Raw genomic sequence first — 13,782 nt, 5'->3', positions numbered from 1 at the left:
AGGAATACTGAGTCTGATGGATGGAAAGGAAAGAAGCCGCGGAACGGTAATTGGAATCAGGGTTTCCAGCGGGCGAAATTCCGGAACAGTTGCAGGCCGTTGTCCGCGCTTTTCTCTGGATGGCACTGCACCGCGAAAATATTAGCGGTTGCCACCGCGCAGGTAAAGCGCTGGCCGTACTGGCTCGTGCCGCAGATTTGGCCTGGATCAGACGGATCCGCAAAATAACTGTGCACGAAATAGAAATAGGCGCCGTCGGGGATGCCGGCCCACAGGGCGTGATCCCGGTTCTGGTGCACGCGATTCCAGCCTATATGTGGCACTTTCAGGACGCCGGGTTCCCGGGCGCCGGGCTGCCGGGCGTCGGGCTGCCGGGCGTCGGGCTGCCGGGCGCCGCTGGCGGTCTTGTAGCCGGGGCCTTCGAAGCGGCGCACGCGTCCGGGCATCAGGCCCAGGCAGGGCACATTGCCTTCCTCGCTCAGGTCGAACAGCATTTGTTCGCCCACACAGATCCCCAGCAGGGGCTTGCTGCGGGCCGCGGCCAGCAGCGCCTTGCGCAGGCCCGATTCGTCCAGGTGGCGCATGCAGTCGGGCATGGCGCCCTGGCCGGGCAGCACCACCCGGTCGGCGTCCAGGATGGCCTGGGGGGTTTGGGCGAGGATGACGCGGTCAGCGGGCGCGGCGGCGCTCAGTGCGCGGGCAACAGAGAAAATGTTGCCCGTGCCGTAGTCGACAATGGCGATGGTTGTCACGATGTGTGGCCGAAGGAAGGTTTACAGAACCCCTTTGGTCGAAGGCACCACGCCTTCGCTGCGCGGATCGAGCTCCAGCGCCATCCGCAGTGCTCGGCCAAAGGCTTTGAACACGGTTTCGCACTGATGATGTGCGTTTTCGCCGCGTAGGTTATCGATGTGCAAGGTGACCAGCGCGTGATTGACGAAGCCCTGGAAAAACTCGCGCGTCAAGTCTACATCGAACTGGCCGATCCGTGCGCGGGTGAAGGGCAGAAAATAGAACAGGCCGGGGCGGCCGGAAAAGTCCACCACCACGCGCGACAGGGCCTCGTCCAGGGGGACGTATGAATGGCCGTAGCGGCGCAGGCCCGCCTTGTTGCCCACGGCCTTGGCGAAGGCCTGGCCCAGGGCGATGCCGATGTCCTCGACCGTGTGGTGGTCGTCGATGTGGGTGTCGCCTTCGCAGTGCACGTCCAGGTCGATCAGGCCGTGGCGGGCGATCTGGTCCAGCATGTGGTCCAGGAAGGGCACGCCGCTGTTCAGGTTGTGGCGGCCCGTGCCGTCCAGGTTGATGGCGACGCGGATGCGGGTTTCGTTGGTGTTGCGGGTGATTTCGGCGGTACGCATGTCAGGCCGGCGGCTAGGCCGGTTTCAGGATTGGGTCAGTCGGAATTGCGCGCTGGCGGCGTGGGCGTACAGGCCCTCGCCCTCGGCCAGCGTGGCGGCTATGGGTCCCAGCGTCTGCGCGCCCGATTCCGAAACCTGGATGATGCTGCTGCGTTTCTGGAAATCGTAGACGCCCAGCGGCGACGAGAAGCGCGCGGTGCGCGCTGTCGGCAGGACATGGTTCGGGCCCGCACAGTAATCGCCCAGCGATTCGGAGCTGTAGGGGCCCAGGAAGATGGCGCCGGCATGGCGGATCTTGCCCAGCAGGTCCCGGGCATTGCGCGTGGACACCTCCAGGTGTTCGGGCGCGATGTGGTTGCTGATGCGGCAGGCCTCGTCCAGGTCGCGCACCTTGATCAGGGCGCCCCGGCCGGACAGGCTGCGGCGGATGATGTCGGCGCGCGGCATGGTGGCCAGCAGGCGCTCGATGGCGGCCTCGACCTGGTCCAGGTAGGCGGCGTCCGGACAGAGCAGGATGGCCTGGGCCAGTTCGTCGTGCTCGGCCTGGGAAAACAGGTCCATGGCGATCCAGTCGGGCGGCGCGCTGCCGTCGCTGATGATCAGGATCTCGCTGGGGCCGGCGATCATGTCGATGCCCACCACGCCGAAGACCCGGCGCTTGGCCGAAGCCACATAGGCGTTGCCGGGCCCGACGATCTTGTCCACGGCGGGAATGGTGTCCGTGCCATAGGCCAGCGCGCCCACGGCCTGGGCGCCGCCGATGGTGAAGACGCGGTCCACCCCGCCCAGGGCGGCGGCGGCCAGCACGATGGGGTTGCGCACGCCGTCGGGCGTGGGCGTGACCATAATCAGCTCGGGCACGCCGGCCACCTTGGCCGGAATGGCGTTCATCAGCACGGACGAGGGGTAGGCGGCCTTGCCGCCGGGCACGTACAGGCCCACGCGGTCCAGCGGGGTGACTTGCTGGCCCAGCACTGTGCCGTCGGGTTCGGTATAGGTCCAGGTCTGGGCGCGCTGGTGCTCGTGGTAGCGGCGCACGCGCTCGGCTGCCTGCTCCAGGGCCTGGCGCTGATCGGCTGGCAGGCCGTCCAGCGCAGCCTGCAGTTCTTCGCGGGAGACCTCAAGCGCGGCGGCCCGGTCCACGTCCAGGCGGTCGAAGCGGCGCGTGTAGTCGAGCAGGGCGGCGTCGCCTTCATGCTGGATGCGATGCAGGATGTCGGCGCAGGCCCGTTCGATGGATTCGTCTTCGGAGGCTTCATAGGCCAGCAACGAGCGCAGTTCGGCGTCGAACTGGGCGGACTCGGCATTCAGGCGATGGATCAGTGACATGACGCTATAGAGGAAAACAGAAGTTCAACAGGCAGTGTATACCGTTTTGCTTAAGGCGGGCCGGGTCGGCCGGCCCAGGAGGACACCGGCCTTTGAAGACCCATGTCGCCGCGGCGTGCGGGCGACGGGTCTAGGCCGGGCCATGCTCCACGGAGGCGCGCGAGAAGGCGTCGATCAGGGGCTGCAGCTGCGGGCTGCGGTTCTTCATGGCGGCCTGGTTGACGATCAGGCGCGAGGAGATCGTGGCGATTTCTTCCACTTCGACCAGCTTGTTGGCGCGCAGGGTCCCGCCGCTGGACACCAGGTCCACGATGGCGTCGGCCAGGCCCACCAGCGGCGCCAGTTCCATGGAGCCGTACAGCTTGATCAGGTCCACGTACACGCCCTTGCCGGCGAAGTGCTCGCGCGCGGCGCGGGTGTACTTGGTGGCGATGCGCAGGCGCGAGCCCTGCTTGACGGCGGAGTGGTAGTCGAAGCCCTCGGCCACGGCCACGCACAGGCGGCAGCGGGCGATGTTCAGGTCCACGGGCTGGTACAGGCCGCCGGGGTGCTGCTCCATGTGTTCGTACAGCACGTCCTTGCCGGCGATGCCGATGTGCGCGGCGCCGTACTGCACGTAGGTGGGCACGTCGGTGGCGCGCACGATGATCAGGCGCAGGTCGGGATTGTTGGTGGGCAGGATCAGCTTGCGGGAGGTTTCGGGGCTTTCCAGCACCTTGATGCCGGCTTCTTCCAGCAGGGGCAGGGTCTCGTCGAAGATGCGGCCCTTGGACAGGGCCAGCGTCAGGGGCTGGTTCAGGCTGGCGGGGCTCATGCGTTTTCCTTGCTGCTGATGCGCTCGATCTGCGCGCCCACGGCCTGGAGCTTGGCTTCCATGCGGTCGTAGCCGCGGTCCAGGTGGTAGATGCGCTCGACGGTGGTTTCGCCGCGGGCGGCCAGTCCGGCGATGACCAGGCTGGCGGAGGCCCGCAGGTCGGTGGCCATGACGGTGGCGCCGGTCAGGCAGGGCACGCCCTTGACCACCGCCACGTGGCCGTCGATCTCGATCTGCGCGCCCAGGCGGTTCAGCTCCTGGACGTGCATGTAGCGGTTTTCGAAAATGGTTTCCACCACGGAGGAGGTGCCGTCGGCGATGGTGTTCAGCGCCATCAGCTGGGCCTGCATGTCGGTGGGAAAGCCCGGGTATTCGCTGGTGCGAAAGCCCACGGCCTTGGGGCGGCCCTGCATGGAGCCCTTGATCCAGTCCGCGCCCGTCTCGATGCGCAGGCCGGCCTCGCGCAGCTTGTCCAGCGTGGCGCCCAGGGCCTGGGCGTCGGTGTTGCGCAGGATGAGCTCGCCGCCGGTCGCGCCCACGGCGCACAGAAAGGTGCCGGTCTCGATGCGGTCCGGGCAGATGCGGTGTTCGGCGCCGTGCAGGCGATCCACGCCGTCGATGACGATGCGGTCGGTGCCGTGGCCCTGGATGCGGGCGCCCATCTTGATGAGCAGCTCGGCCAGGTCGATGATTTCCGGTTCGCGGGCGGCGTTCTCCAGAATCGTCTGGCCCTCGGCCAGCACCGCGGCCATCATCAGGTTCTCCGTGCCCGTGACGGTGATCATGTCGGTGCGCACCACCGCGCCGCGCAGGCGCTTGGCGCGCGCATTGACGAAGCCGTGCTCGACGTGGATCTCCGCGCCCATGGCCGCCAGCCCCTTGATGTGCTGGTCCACGGGGCGCTGGCCTATGGCGCAGCCGCCCGGCAGGCTGACGCGCGCCTCGCCGAAGCGGGCCAGCAGCGGGCCCAGCACCAGGATGGAGGCGCGCATGGTCTTGACCAGCTCGTAAGGCGCTTCCAGGCTGGTGATGTCGGCGGAGGTCAGGGCCAGCGTGCCGTTGCGCTCCTGCGCCACGCCCAGCTGTCCGAGCAGCTTGAGGGTGGTGTCGATGTCGCGCAGGCGCGGCACATTGTCCAGCACCACGGTGTCGGCCGTCAGCAGGCTGGCGCACAGAATGGGCAGGGCGGCGTTCTTGGCGCCGGAGACGGAGATTTCCCCGTTCAGGCGCTGGCCGCCCGAAATGCGTAATTTATCCATTCGGATTGGCCTTGTATTCGTCGGGAGTCAGGGTGCGCATGGACAGGGCGTGGATCTCGGCCTTCATGCGATCGCCCAGGGCCTTGTAGACCAGCTGGTGGCGGGCGATCAGGCGCTTGCCTTCAAAGGCGGGGCTGACGATCAGCGCCTCGAAATGCGAGCCGTCGCCATCGACGTGCAGGTGGTCGCAGGGCAGGTTGTCGGCAATGTATTGGCGTACTTGTTCAGGGGTCGGCAACATGAGGTCAATTCCGTAATTTATAGCCTGATGCGAGCAGGCGTAGCGAAATCAGGCACAGCGCAGCAAAGACGCCGGCGACGACGGCAAAGCTGAACCAGGGCGAGACGTCCGAGGCGGCGAAGAACCCGTAGCGGAACCCGTCTATGGTGTAGAAGAGCGGGTTCCAGTGCGAGACCGTCTGCCAGAAGGGCGGCAGGCTGTGGATCGAGTAGAACACGCCGGACAGGAAGGTGGCCGGCATGATCAGGAAGTTCTGGAACGCGGCCAGCTGGTCGAATTTCTCGGACCAGAGGCCGGCGATCAGGCCCAGCGTGCCCATGATGCCGCAGGACATGACGGCAAAGAGGATAACCCACAGCGGGTTGGCCACGGGCAGGTGCACGAAGAATAAGGATATGGCCCACACGCATATGCCCACGCACAGGCCGCGCGCAATGGAGGCCAGCAGGTAGGCGGCGAAGATCTCGCGGTGCGAGAGAGGCGGCAGAAGGATGAACACCAGGTTGCCGGAAATGCGGCTCTGGATCAGCGAGGACGAGGGATTGGCGAAGGCGTTCTGCAGCATGCTCATCATCATCAGCCCGGGGATCAGGAAGGCGGTGTAGGGTACGGAGTCGTACACCGTGACACGGCCTTCGAGCACGTGGGCGAAGATCAGCAGGTACATCAGCGCCGTCAGCACCGGAGCGGCGATGGTCTGGAAGGCGACCTTCCAGAAGCGCATCAGTTCCTTGCGCAGCAGCGTGGGAAAGCCCGAGCCCATGGCGGGCTGCGCGGGCGGCTGCACCGTGCCGGGGCGCGGCGCGGCGGCGTCGGCGTTCCGGGGCACGCCCCAGTGCTTGGGGGAGGCGGGTTGGTTCATAGGGCCACTCCCATTTTTCCTTCGTTGTGCATGATGCGTACGAATGCGTCTTCCAGGTCGGTCCCGCCGGCGCGCTCCATGATGGCCTGGGTGGTGTCCAGGGCGACGATGTTGCCGTGCTTGAGCAGGCCTAAGCGTCCGCACAGGGCTTCGGCCTCTTCCAGGTAGTGCGTGGTCAGCAGGATGGTGTGGCCCTGCTGGTTCAGGCGGATGATGAACTCCCACAGGGTGCGGCGCAGGTCCACGTCCACGCCGGCGGTGGGTTCGTCCAGGATGATGACGGGCGGGCGGTGCACCAGCGCCTGGGCGACCAGCACGCGGCGTTTCATGCCGCCGGACAGGGCGCGCATATTGGCGTCGGCCTTGTCCGTCAGGGCCAGGTTGGCCAGGATCTCGTCGATCCAGTCGTCGTTGTGCTTCAGGCCGAAGTAGCCCGATTGCAGGCGCAGGGTCTCGCGCACGGTGAAGAAGGGGTCGTAGACGATTTCCTGGGGCACCACGCCCAGGGAGCGGCGCGCCTGCTGATACTGGGTGCGCACGTCGTAGCCGCAGACGCTGACTTTGCCGCTGGTGGGCTGGGTCAGGCCGGCGAGCATGGAGATCAGGGTGGTCTTGCCCGCGCCGTTGGGGCCCAGCAGGCCGAAGAACTCGCCGTGCTCGATGGTCAGGCTGACCTGGTCAACGGCCAGGAAGCCGGCGTCGGTGCGGGGAGGGGAAAACAGGCTTTTGAGGCCGCGGCGGCGGGGCGCAAAGCGTTTGCTGACGTTGTCGAGTTTAAGGGCGGACATGGCAATTAAGGTTGGCCTGACGCGGATGTGCTGTGGTTGTCGCCGCCGCGGCGCCCCTGTGGCGAGAGCGGGCCTGCGCTGGTGCGCAGGGCCTGCCGCGGCGATGGTCAGGTTCTTTATTATAGGGTACTACTCTGGTCTGGTTATAAGCTCATGACCAGAGCGCGCCCTGCCGCCCCGTGAAGGGCGGCCGGCTTACTTGTTCTGGTTGTTGAGCGCCTGGATCAGGCCGTTGATGCCGTTCTGCTCGATCTGCTGGGAGAACTGGTTGCGGTAGTTCTGGATCAGCCAGATGCCTTCCACGTTCAGGTCGTAGATCTTCCAGCCCTCGGGCGTCTTTTCCATGCGGTAGTCCACGCCCACGGGGGCGCCGCTGGACTGGGTCAGCGAAGAGCGCACAACCACGTCGTCGGCGTTGGGGTCGCCGCGGAAGGGCAGGATGTTCAGCTGGGTCTTGTCGTCCACGCGGGACAGGGCGCCGCTGTAGGTACGCACCAGGGTGCCTTTGAAGGCATCGATCAGTTGCTGGCGCTGCTCGGGCGTGGCCTGGCGCCAATAGCGGCCGGCGGCCAGGCGCGTGGTCTTCTCCAGGTTCACGTAGGGCAGGATGTGCTGGTCCACGGCGGACAGGATGGCGCTGCGGTTGCCGCTGCGGATGGCGTCGCTGTCCTTGACGACCTGCAGAGCCTTGCTGCCGACGGCCGCCACGAAGTCGTTGGGCGCCGCCTTGGGGTCGATGACCTGGGCCTGGGCGGCCGTGTGCAGGCACAGGGCCAGGATCGCGCAGGCGGCCAGGAACCAGTGAAAGAGACGGGAGGGCGAGGACTGCAAAGCAGTCCCGCCGGCGGCGGGACGTGGGTTCATGCGTAAAACTCCAGATTCAATGTGAAGCGGGCAGGCCGGGTCTTATTCGTCAGCATCCGAGTAGTCGGGCAGATCCTGACTGGTGTCGCCGCCGGTTCGGCGCGACTGGACCATGGCGTTGCGTCGTTGCAGGTAAGCGTCGCGTATGAAGCTGTACCGGTCAAGGGCAATGTCGTTAACAAGTTTTTCCGCATCCAGCAGGCCGGCGCGCGCATCCACGGCCCACAGGCCCATGATGCTGTTGCGCACGGGCACGTCGCGGATGGCCATGATGGGTCCGGTGGACGAAAACCCTTCGATGAAGCTGGTGCCGCGCGCAAGGCCGTCGCGCACCGTGCTGGGGCCGAAGAAAGGCAGCACCACGTACGGGCCGGGCTTGATGCCCCACACGCCCAGGGTGATGCCGAAGTCGTTGGGGATGCGGCGCGAGCCGTTCATGGTGGCCACGTCGATACAGCCCCCCAGGCCCATGGTGGAGTTGAACAGCACGCGGCCCAGCGTGTTGAAGAAGTCGATGTGCTCGCCTTGCAGGAAGCTGTTGACCGCCGACCAGGCATCGCCGAGGTTGTTGAAGATGTTGCTGACGCAGGTGCGCACCGGTTGGGGCGTGAGCGCCGTATAGCCTTCGGCGATGGGCTTGATGAGGGCCTGGTCCACATTTTCGTTGAACGTGTAGATGCCGCGGTTCATGCTTTCCCAGGGGTCGTTGGGATTGGGGTTGGGCACGCTGGCGCAGCCGGCGGCCAGGGCGGCCGTGGCGCCGATCAGGCCCAGGCGGGCGGCGCGCGGCAGCGCGTAGGAGCGACGGGTCGTGTCTGTAGTCATGGTTTCGTGTTCTTGTTGGGGCAGCAGGGGCTGCGGTTTATTTGCCCGAGCCGGCGTCGCCTTCCTTGGCGGCCGAGTTGTAGAGGAACTTGCTGATGAGTTCTTCCAGCACCACGGCGCTTTGGGTATAGGCAATGGTACTGCCGTTCTGCAGATTCTTGTCGTCGCCGCCGGCCGTCAGTCCGATGTACTGCTCGCCCAGCAGGCCCGAGGTCAGGATGGAGGCCGAGGTGTCGGCCGGGAATTTATACTGTTCGTCCATGTCCATGGTGACCACGGCTTTGAAGTCGACATTGTCGAAGCTGATCGAGCGCACCCGGCCCACCACCACGCCGCTGGCCTTGATGGGCGCGCGCGGCTTCAGGCCCCCCAGGTTGTCGAACTTGGCCGAGACCTCGTAGGTCTGGGCCAGCGAAAAAGAGCTGAGATTGCCGGCGCGCAGGGCCAGGAACGCCAGCGCGACCAGCCCCAGCAGTACGAACAGGCCAACCCAGAAATCGGTTTTCTCGCGATTCATAGCTGAGCAATTCCTAAATAATTAACTGAACATGAGGGCGGTGAGCAGGAAGTCCGTGCCCAGCACCGCCAGCGCGCCGCTGACCACCGTGCGGGTCGTGGCGCGGGAGACGCCTTCGGGGGTGGGCTTGGCGTGCCAGCCCATATAGAGCGCGATCAGGGTGACGATGACGCCGAACACCACGCTCTTGATGAAGCCGTTGAGCACGTCGTCGATGACGTCCACGCCGTTCTGCATCTGCGACCAGAACGAACCGGCGTCGATGCCGATCAGTTGCACGCCCACCACGTAGCCGCCCAGAATGCCGACCATGGAAAACACGGCGGCCAGGATGGGCATGGCGATGACTCCGCCCCAGAAACGCGGCACCAGCAGGCGTCGCAAGGGATCCACGGCCATGACTTCCATGGCGGCGATCTGTTCGCCGGCCTTCATCAGGCCGATCTCGGCGGTCAGGGACGTGCCCGCGCGCCCGGCGAACAGCAGGGCGGTGACCACCGGGCCCAGCTCGCGCACCAGCGACAGGGCCACCAGCAGGCCCAGGGCTTCCTCGGAGCCATAGCGGTTCAGGGTGTAGTACCCCTGCAGGCCCAGCACGAAGCCGACGAAAAGTCCTGAAACGGCAATGATCAGCAGCGAATAGTTGCCAATGAAATGTATTTGTTGCGAAACCAGGCGCGGACGCCGCCACAGCAGCGAGGAGCGCGCCAGCAGGTTGACCAGCAGGCGGCTGAAGGCGCCCAGGCCGAAGACGCTGCTGCGCACGGCGGCGCCCAGGGCGGCGAAGGGGCGGGTGATCAGATTCATGGTCGCGTCGTCCGGTTCTTGAGCCAGGCTTCGAAAGCCGGGGTGACGGGATAATTGAAAGCGATGGGGCCGTCCGGTTCGCCGCGCAGGAATTGCCGCACGTAAGGGTCGGCGGAATCGCGCAGCTGGGCGGGCGCGCCCTGGGCGATGAGCCGCCCCTGGCCCACGATGTAGACCTGATCGGCGATGGCGAAGGATTCGGCGACATCGTGCGTGATCAGGACCGAGGCGCAGTTCAGGCGGTCCGTCAGGTCGCGGATGAGTTGCGCGGTGATGCCCATGGAAATCGGGTCCAGGCCGGCGAAGGGCTCGTCGTACAGGATCAGCTCGGGCTCCAGCACGATGGCGCGCGCCAGGGCCACGCGGCGGGCCATGCCGCCGGAAATCTCGCTGATGCCCAGGTGGGCCGCGGCGCGCAGGCCCACGGCGTCCAGCTTGTCCAGCACGCGCTCCTGGATCTGCGCTTCGGAGATGCGCGTCAGTTCGCGCAGGGGAAAGGCGACGTTCTCGAAGACGTTCAGGTCGGTGAACAGGGCGCCTTGCTGGAAAAGCACGCCCATGCGCTTGCGAGTGCGGCGCAGCTGCTCGCCGTCCAGCTGCGCGATGTCCTGGCCGAAGGCCGCGACCACGCCCTTCTGGGCGCGGATCTGACCCGTGGCGGCGCGCAGAAGTGTTGTTTTTCCGGAACCCGAGCCGCCCATCATGGCCACGACCTGACCCTTGCAGACCGACATGGAGATGTCCGACAGCACGGTAAAGGACCCGTAGCCCAGCGAGGCGGAGTCCAGTTTTAGTACGGCTTGGTCAGTATTTTCGGCCATGTGGCGGGCAGAGACGGTTGAATGGACCTGTCATTGTACCGCTTGCGCTGTCTGACACTCAACGCAATCGCGCCCGGCCCGCCTGCCGGCATGCGGGCTTCGGGCGCGTGCAGGGCTCAGCGGCGCGCGGGGCCGACCGGATTTTCCAGCGTCCCCAGGCCGCTCACGCGGATGCGCAGGCGGTCGCCGTCCCGCAGGTAGCGGGGCGGGTCGAAACGCGCGCCGGCGCCCGTGGGCGTGCCGGTCAGGATCACGTCGCCGGGCATCAGTCGGCTGAACTGCGAAATGTATTCGATCAGACGGTCGAAGCCGAAGATCAGGTTCGCGGTGGTGTCGTCCTGGCGCAGTTCCTCATTCACCCAGGTCTGCAGGTGCAGGTCCTGGAGCTGGGCGGGGTCGCGCAACAGCGTCATCCAGGGGCCTATGCTGCCGCTGGCCTCGAAGTTCTTGCCCTGGGTGACGTTGAACTTGCCGTGGCGCAGCCAGTCGCGCACCGTGCCTTCGTTGGCGATGCACAGGCCGGCCACGTGCTCCAGGGCCTGTTCGCGGGCGATGCAGCGTCCCTCCTTGCCGATCACCAGCACGATCTCGCCTTCATAGTCGAACTGCTCGCTGATGGCGGGCTTGAGCAGGGGCTGGCCATGCCCCACGAAGGTGGACGCGGTGCGCATGAACAGGCTGGGGTAGGCGGGCGCGGCGCTGCCGTCCTTGTACTCCTCGTTGCGGTCCGCGTAATTGACGCCCACGCAGAAGATCTTCTCGGGCTCGAACAGGGTGGGCAGGAATTCGACCTGGTCCTGGGCCAGGCCGGGCGCGGCCAGCGCCTGGGCGATGCGGGCGTCCAGCTCCTGCGGCCTGGGCAACAGGGCCTTCATGGCGGCGGCGTCCGCGTCCAGAGGATGGATAAGGCCCTGGCGCAGCACGCCGATGGCGCGCGCGCCCTGGTGGCGATAGCAGACAATCGACATCTCAGATTCCGTCCTGGTTCATGAATTTGCGGATGGAGTTGGCCTTGTAGTTCAGGGTGGGGTGCATTTCCTGCACTTCGAAGGCGATGGCCGTGGGCCGGCGTTCGCTCAAGGCCGCCAGGTGGCGGGTCAGCGCCCCGAAGATTTCGTCCGCCACCCGCTTCTGCGTGGCTTCGTCCCGACCGTGGCCGATGCGCAGCACGATGTGCACGAAGGCATTGCGCGGGTTGCCGTCCGCGATCAGGGCGTTCTGGATGGGCAGCAGGCGTATGCGTATGCCCGCCAGCGGAAAGATGCCGCTGTCCATCATGGCCTTGTGCAGGGCGGGGCCCAGGGTCTGGATTTCTTCGTCGTGCTCGATATTGCTGCTGTATTCAATCCAGGCGTGCGGCATGGATAACTCCTTGTGTCATTTTTGGAAAAGCCCGGCGTCCCTGATGGGCTGCTCCCACCGTTGCGTCTCGCTCTTCATCAGGGCGTCGAAGGCTTCGCTGCTCGATCCCTTGGGTTCGACCCCGGCGGTCTGGAACTGGGTCTTCAGCTCGGGCGACTCCAGGGCTTTCTGGGTGGCGGCGTGCAGGGTGCGGATGATCTCGGGCGGCGTGCCGGCCGGAGCGGCCAGCCCGTACCAGCCCACCACGTCGAAGCCCGGGTAGCCTTGCTCGGCCACGGAGGGCAGGTCCGGCAGCAGCCGGTAGCGTTCGCGGCTGGTGACGGCGATGGGCTTGAGCTGGCCTTGCTGCAAATGGGGCAGGACCGAGACGGGGCTGGAGATCATCAGCTGTACCCGGCCGCCCACCACGTCGCTGATGGCTTCGCCCGACCCTTTATAGGGGATGTTCAGCATGTCCAGGTGCGTGGCCGCTTTCAGGGCCTCGCCGGCCAGAAAGGCGGCCGAGGCGCCGGTGGCATAGTTCAGCTCGCCCGCTTCCTTCTGCGACAGTTCGCTCAGCGAGCGCAGCGAGTCGGCCTTGACGGCGGGATTGGCCACCAGCAGGTAGGGCTGGGCGGACACCTGCGAGATGCCCGCGAAGTCCTTGTAGCTGTAGCCGGTGTTCTTGTAGAGCCAGGGGCTCATGGCCACGGTGGCTTCGATGGCCAGCACGATGGTCTGGCCGTCGGCCGGCGCCTGCAGCGCCGCCTTGGTGCCGATGATGCCGTTGGCGCCGGGCTTGTTCTCCACCACCACGGTCGCATCCAGCTCCTTGGCCAGTTCCTTGGCCAGGATGCGGGCCACCACATCGGTGCCCCCGCCGGGAGCGAAGGGCACGATGAAGCGGATGGGCCCGTTCGGATAGGGCGCGGCGTGGACGGCGCCGGCTGCGCTCAGCAGGCAGGCCGCCACGAGGCGCAAAGGGGTCTTGGTCATGGTCGTCTCCTCGTCCTTCCTCGTCGGGAAGGTTTATTTCTGTTGCGAGAACAGGGCGTCGATGCGCGCTTCGTAGGCGTGGTAATCCAGGAATTTGTACAGCTCTTCGCGTTGCTGCATGATGTCCAGCACGCCTTTTTGCGTGCCTTTGTGACGGATCTCCTGATAGACGCGCAAGGCGGCGGCATTCATGGCGCGGGCGGCCGACAGCGGATACAGGGCGGCCGATACGCCGGCCTGCGCCAGTTCCTCGGTGGTGAAGTTGGGCGTCTTGGAAAATTCGGTGATGTTGGCCAGCACCGAATGGGGGCGGTTCAGGCGTTGGGCGAAGGCGGCGTATTCCTCCAGCGTGGTGCAGGCTTCGGCGAAGATCATGTCGGCGCCGGCGTCCAGATAAGCCTGCGCGCGGTCCAGCGCCTTGTCCAGGCCCTCGATGGCCAGCGCGTCGGTGCGGGCGATGATGAAGAAGTCCGGATCGGCGCGGGCGTCCACCGCGGCCTTGATGCGATCCAGCATCTCGTCCTGGCTGACGATCTCCTTGCCGGGGCGGTGGCCGCAGCGCTTGAGCTGCACCTGGTCTTCCATGTGCAAGGCGGCCGCGCCGTCCTTGATCAGGCCTTTCATCATGCGGGCGATCGTGAAGGCGCCGCCAAAGCCCGTGTCCACATCCACCACGACGGGCAGGTCCACGGCGTCGGTGATGCGGCGCAGGTCCGTCAGCACGTCGCTCAGGTTGGTGATGCCCAGGTCGGGCAGGCCATAGGAATAATTGGCCACGCCGGCGCCGGCCAGATAGATGGCGCGAAAGCCCAGCGTCTTGGCCATCATGGCCGTGTAGGGATTGAGCGTGCCGACGATCTGCAGCGGATGCTCTTCTTTCAGGGCCTGACGGAAACGGGCGCCGGCCGAGGCGGGGGACTGGGTCATTGTGCTACTCCGTATAAAAGTCCATAATAT

Annotated in this window: 17 protein-coding genes; all 17 read right to left on the bottom strand. The window is 66.0% G+C overall.

Annotated elements, in window-relative coordinates; all coding sequences use genetic code 11:
• Nucleotides 1-56: 56 nt before the first annotated feature.
• Nucleotides 57-752 (bottom strand): imidazole glycerol phosphate synthase subunit HisH, encoded by a 696-nt coding sequence (locus ACF3ND_RS16775; protein WP_394062495.1) that lies wholly within the window; start codon nt 750-752, stop codon nt 57-59.
• Nucleotides 753-773: 21 nt separating this feature from the next.
• Nucleotides 774-1,361, bottom strand: coding sequence for an imidazoleglycerol-phosphate dehydratase HisB (gene hisB / locus ACF3ND_RS16770; RefSeq protein WP_394062493.1), 588 nt, complete (start codon nt 1,359-1,361; stop codon nt 774-776).
• A gap of 24 nt (nt 1,362-1,385) precedes the next feature.
• Entirely contained in the window at nt 1,386-2,690 is a 1,305-nt protein-coding gene (gene hisD / locus ACF3ND_RS16765) for a histidinol dehydrogenase (protein ID WP_394062491.1), read from the bottom strand.
• Between the two features lie 130 nt (nt 2,691-2,820).
• Nucleotides 2,821-3,504, bottom strand: coding sequence for an ATP phosphoribosyltransferase (hisG, locus tag ACF3ND_RS16760; RefSeq protein ID WP_394062489.1), 684 nt, complete (start codon nt 3,502-3,504; stop codon nt 2,821-2,823).
• Entirely contained in the window at nt 3,501-4,763 is a 1,263-nt protein-coding gene (murA, locus tag ACF3ND_RS16755) for a UDP-N-acetylglucosamine 1-carboxyvinyltransferase (protein ID WP_394062487.1), read from the bottom strand. The genes hisG and murA overlap by 4 nt, the downstream gene beginning before the upstream one ends.
• A complete protein-coding gene (locus ACF3ND_RS16750) occupies nt 4,756-5,004 on the bottom strand; it encodes a BolA family protein (protein ID WP_394062485.1) in 249 nt (82 codons plus the stop codon). Before ACF3ND_RS16750 ends, murA begins: the two co-directional genes overlap by 8 nt.
• A 4-nt stretch (nt 5,005-5,008) precedes the next feature.
• Nucleotides 5,009-5,767 (bottom strand): ABC transporter permease, encoded by a 759-nt coding sequence (locus ACF3ND_RS16745; protein ID WP_394065858.1) that lies wholly within the window; start codon nt 5,765-5,767, stop codon nt 5,009-5,011.
• Nucleotides 5,768-5,862: 95 nt separating this feature from the next.
• Nucleotides 5,863-6,654 (bottom strand): ABC transporter ATP-binding protein, encoded by a 792-nt coding sequence (locus ACF3ND_RS16740; RefSeq protein WP_394062483.1) that lies wholly within the window; start codon nt 6,652-6,654, stop codon nt 5,863-5,865.
• Nucleotides 6,655-6,849: 195 nt separating this feature from the next.
• Nucleotides 6,850-7,518 carry a phospholipid-binding protein MlaC gene (locus tag ACF3ND_RS16735; RefSeq protein ID WP_394062481.1) on the bottom strand — a complete coding sequence of 223 codons (669 nt, stop codon included), beginning with the start codon at nt 7,516-7,518 and terminating at the stop codon, nt 6,850-6,852.
• Nucleotides 7,519-7,560: 42 nt separating this feature from the next.
• Nucleotides 7,561-8,343 carry a VacJ family lipoprotein gene (locus tag ACF3ND_RS16730; protein WP_394062479.1) on the bottom strand — a complete coding sequence of 261 codons (783 nt, stop codon included), beginning with the start codon at nt 8,341-8,343 and terminating at the stop codon, nt 7,561-7,563.
• Nucleotides 8,344-8,380: 37 nt separating this feature from the next.
• Entirely contained in the window at nt 8,381-8,860 is a 480-nt protein-coding gene (mlaD, locus tag ACF3ND_RS16725) for an outer membrane lipid asymmetry maintenance protein MlaD (RefSeq protein WP_394062477.1), read from the bottom strand.
• Nucleotides 8,861-8,881: 21 nt separating this feature from the next.
• Entirely contained in the window at nt 8,882-9,667 is a 786-nt protein-coding gene (gene mlaE, locus ACF3ND_RS16720; RefSeq protein ID WP_394062476.1) for a lipid asymmetry maintenance ABC transporter permease subunit MlaE, read from the bottom strand.
• Nucleotides 9,664-10,488 (bottom strand): ABC transporter ATP-binding protein, encoded by an 825-nt coding sequence (locus ACF3ND_RS16715; RefSeq protein WP_394062474.1) that lies wholly within the window; start codon nt 10,486-10,488, stop codon nt 9,664-9,666. The genes mlaE and ACF3ND_RS16715 overlap by 4 nt, the downstream gene beginning before the upstream one ends.
• Nucleotides 10,489-10,604: 116 nt before the next feature.
• Entirely contained in the window at nt 10,605-11,456 is an 852-nt protein-coding gene (locus tag ACF3ND_RS16710; RefSeq protein ID WP_394062472.1) for a fumarylacetoacetate hydrolase family protein, read from the bottom strand.
• A 1-nt stretch (nt 11,457) separates the two neighbouring features.
• The gene (locus tag ACF3ND_RS16705; protein WP_394062470.1) at nt 11,458-11,850 is read right to left on the bottom strand and encodes a 5-carboxymethyl-2-hydroxymuconate isomerase; all 393 of its coding nucleotides are present in this window, start codon (nt 11,848-11,850) and stop codon (nt 11,458-11,460) included.
• Between the two features lie 15 nt (nt 11,851-11,865).
• Nucleotides 11,866-12,825, bottom strand: coding sequence for a Bug family tripartite tricarboxylate transporter substrate binding protein (locus tag ACF3ND_RS16700; RefSeq protein ID WP_394062468.1), 960 nt, complete (start codon nt 12,823-12,825; stop codon nt 11,866-11,868).
• A gap of 33 nt (nt 12,826-12,858) precedes the next feature.
• Entirely contained in the window at nt 12,859-13,752 is an 894-nt protein-coding gene (prpB, locus tag ACF3ND_RS16695; protein WP_394062466.1) for a methylisocitrate lyase, read from the bottom strand.
• Nucleotides 13,753-13,782: the final 30 nt, after the last annotated feature.

Source organism: Alcaligenes sp. WGS1538 (assembly GCF_043187505.1).
Lineage (GTDB): Bacteria > Pseudomonadota > Gammaproteobacteria > Burkholderiales > Burkholderiaceae_B > Alcaligenes.
The sequence above is the reverse complement of the archived record's forward strand: the minus strand, read 5'-3'. Positions and strand labels throughout refer to the sequence as shown.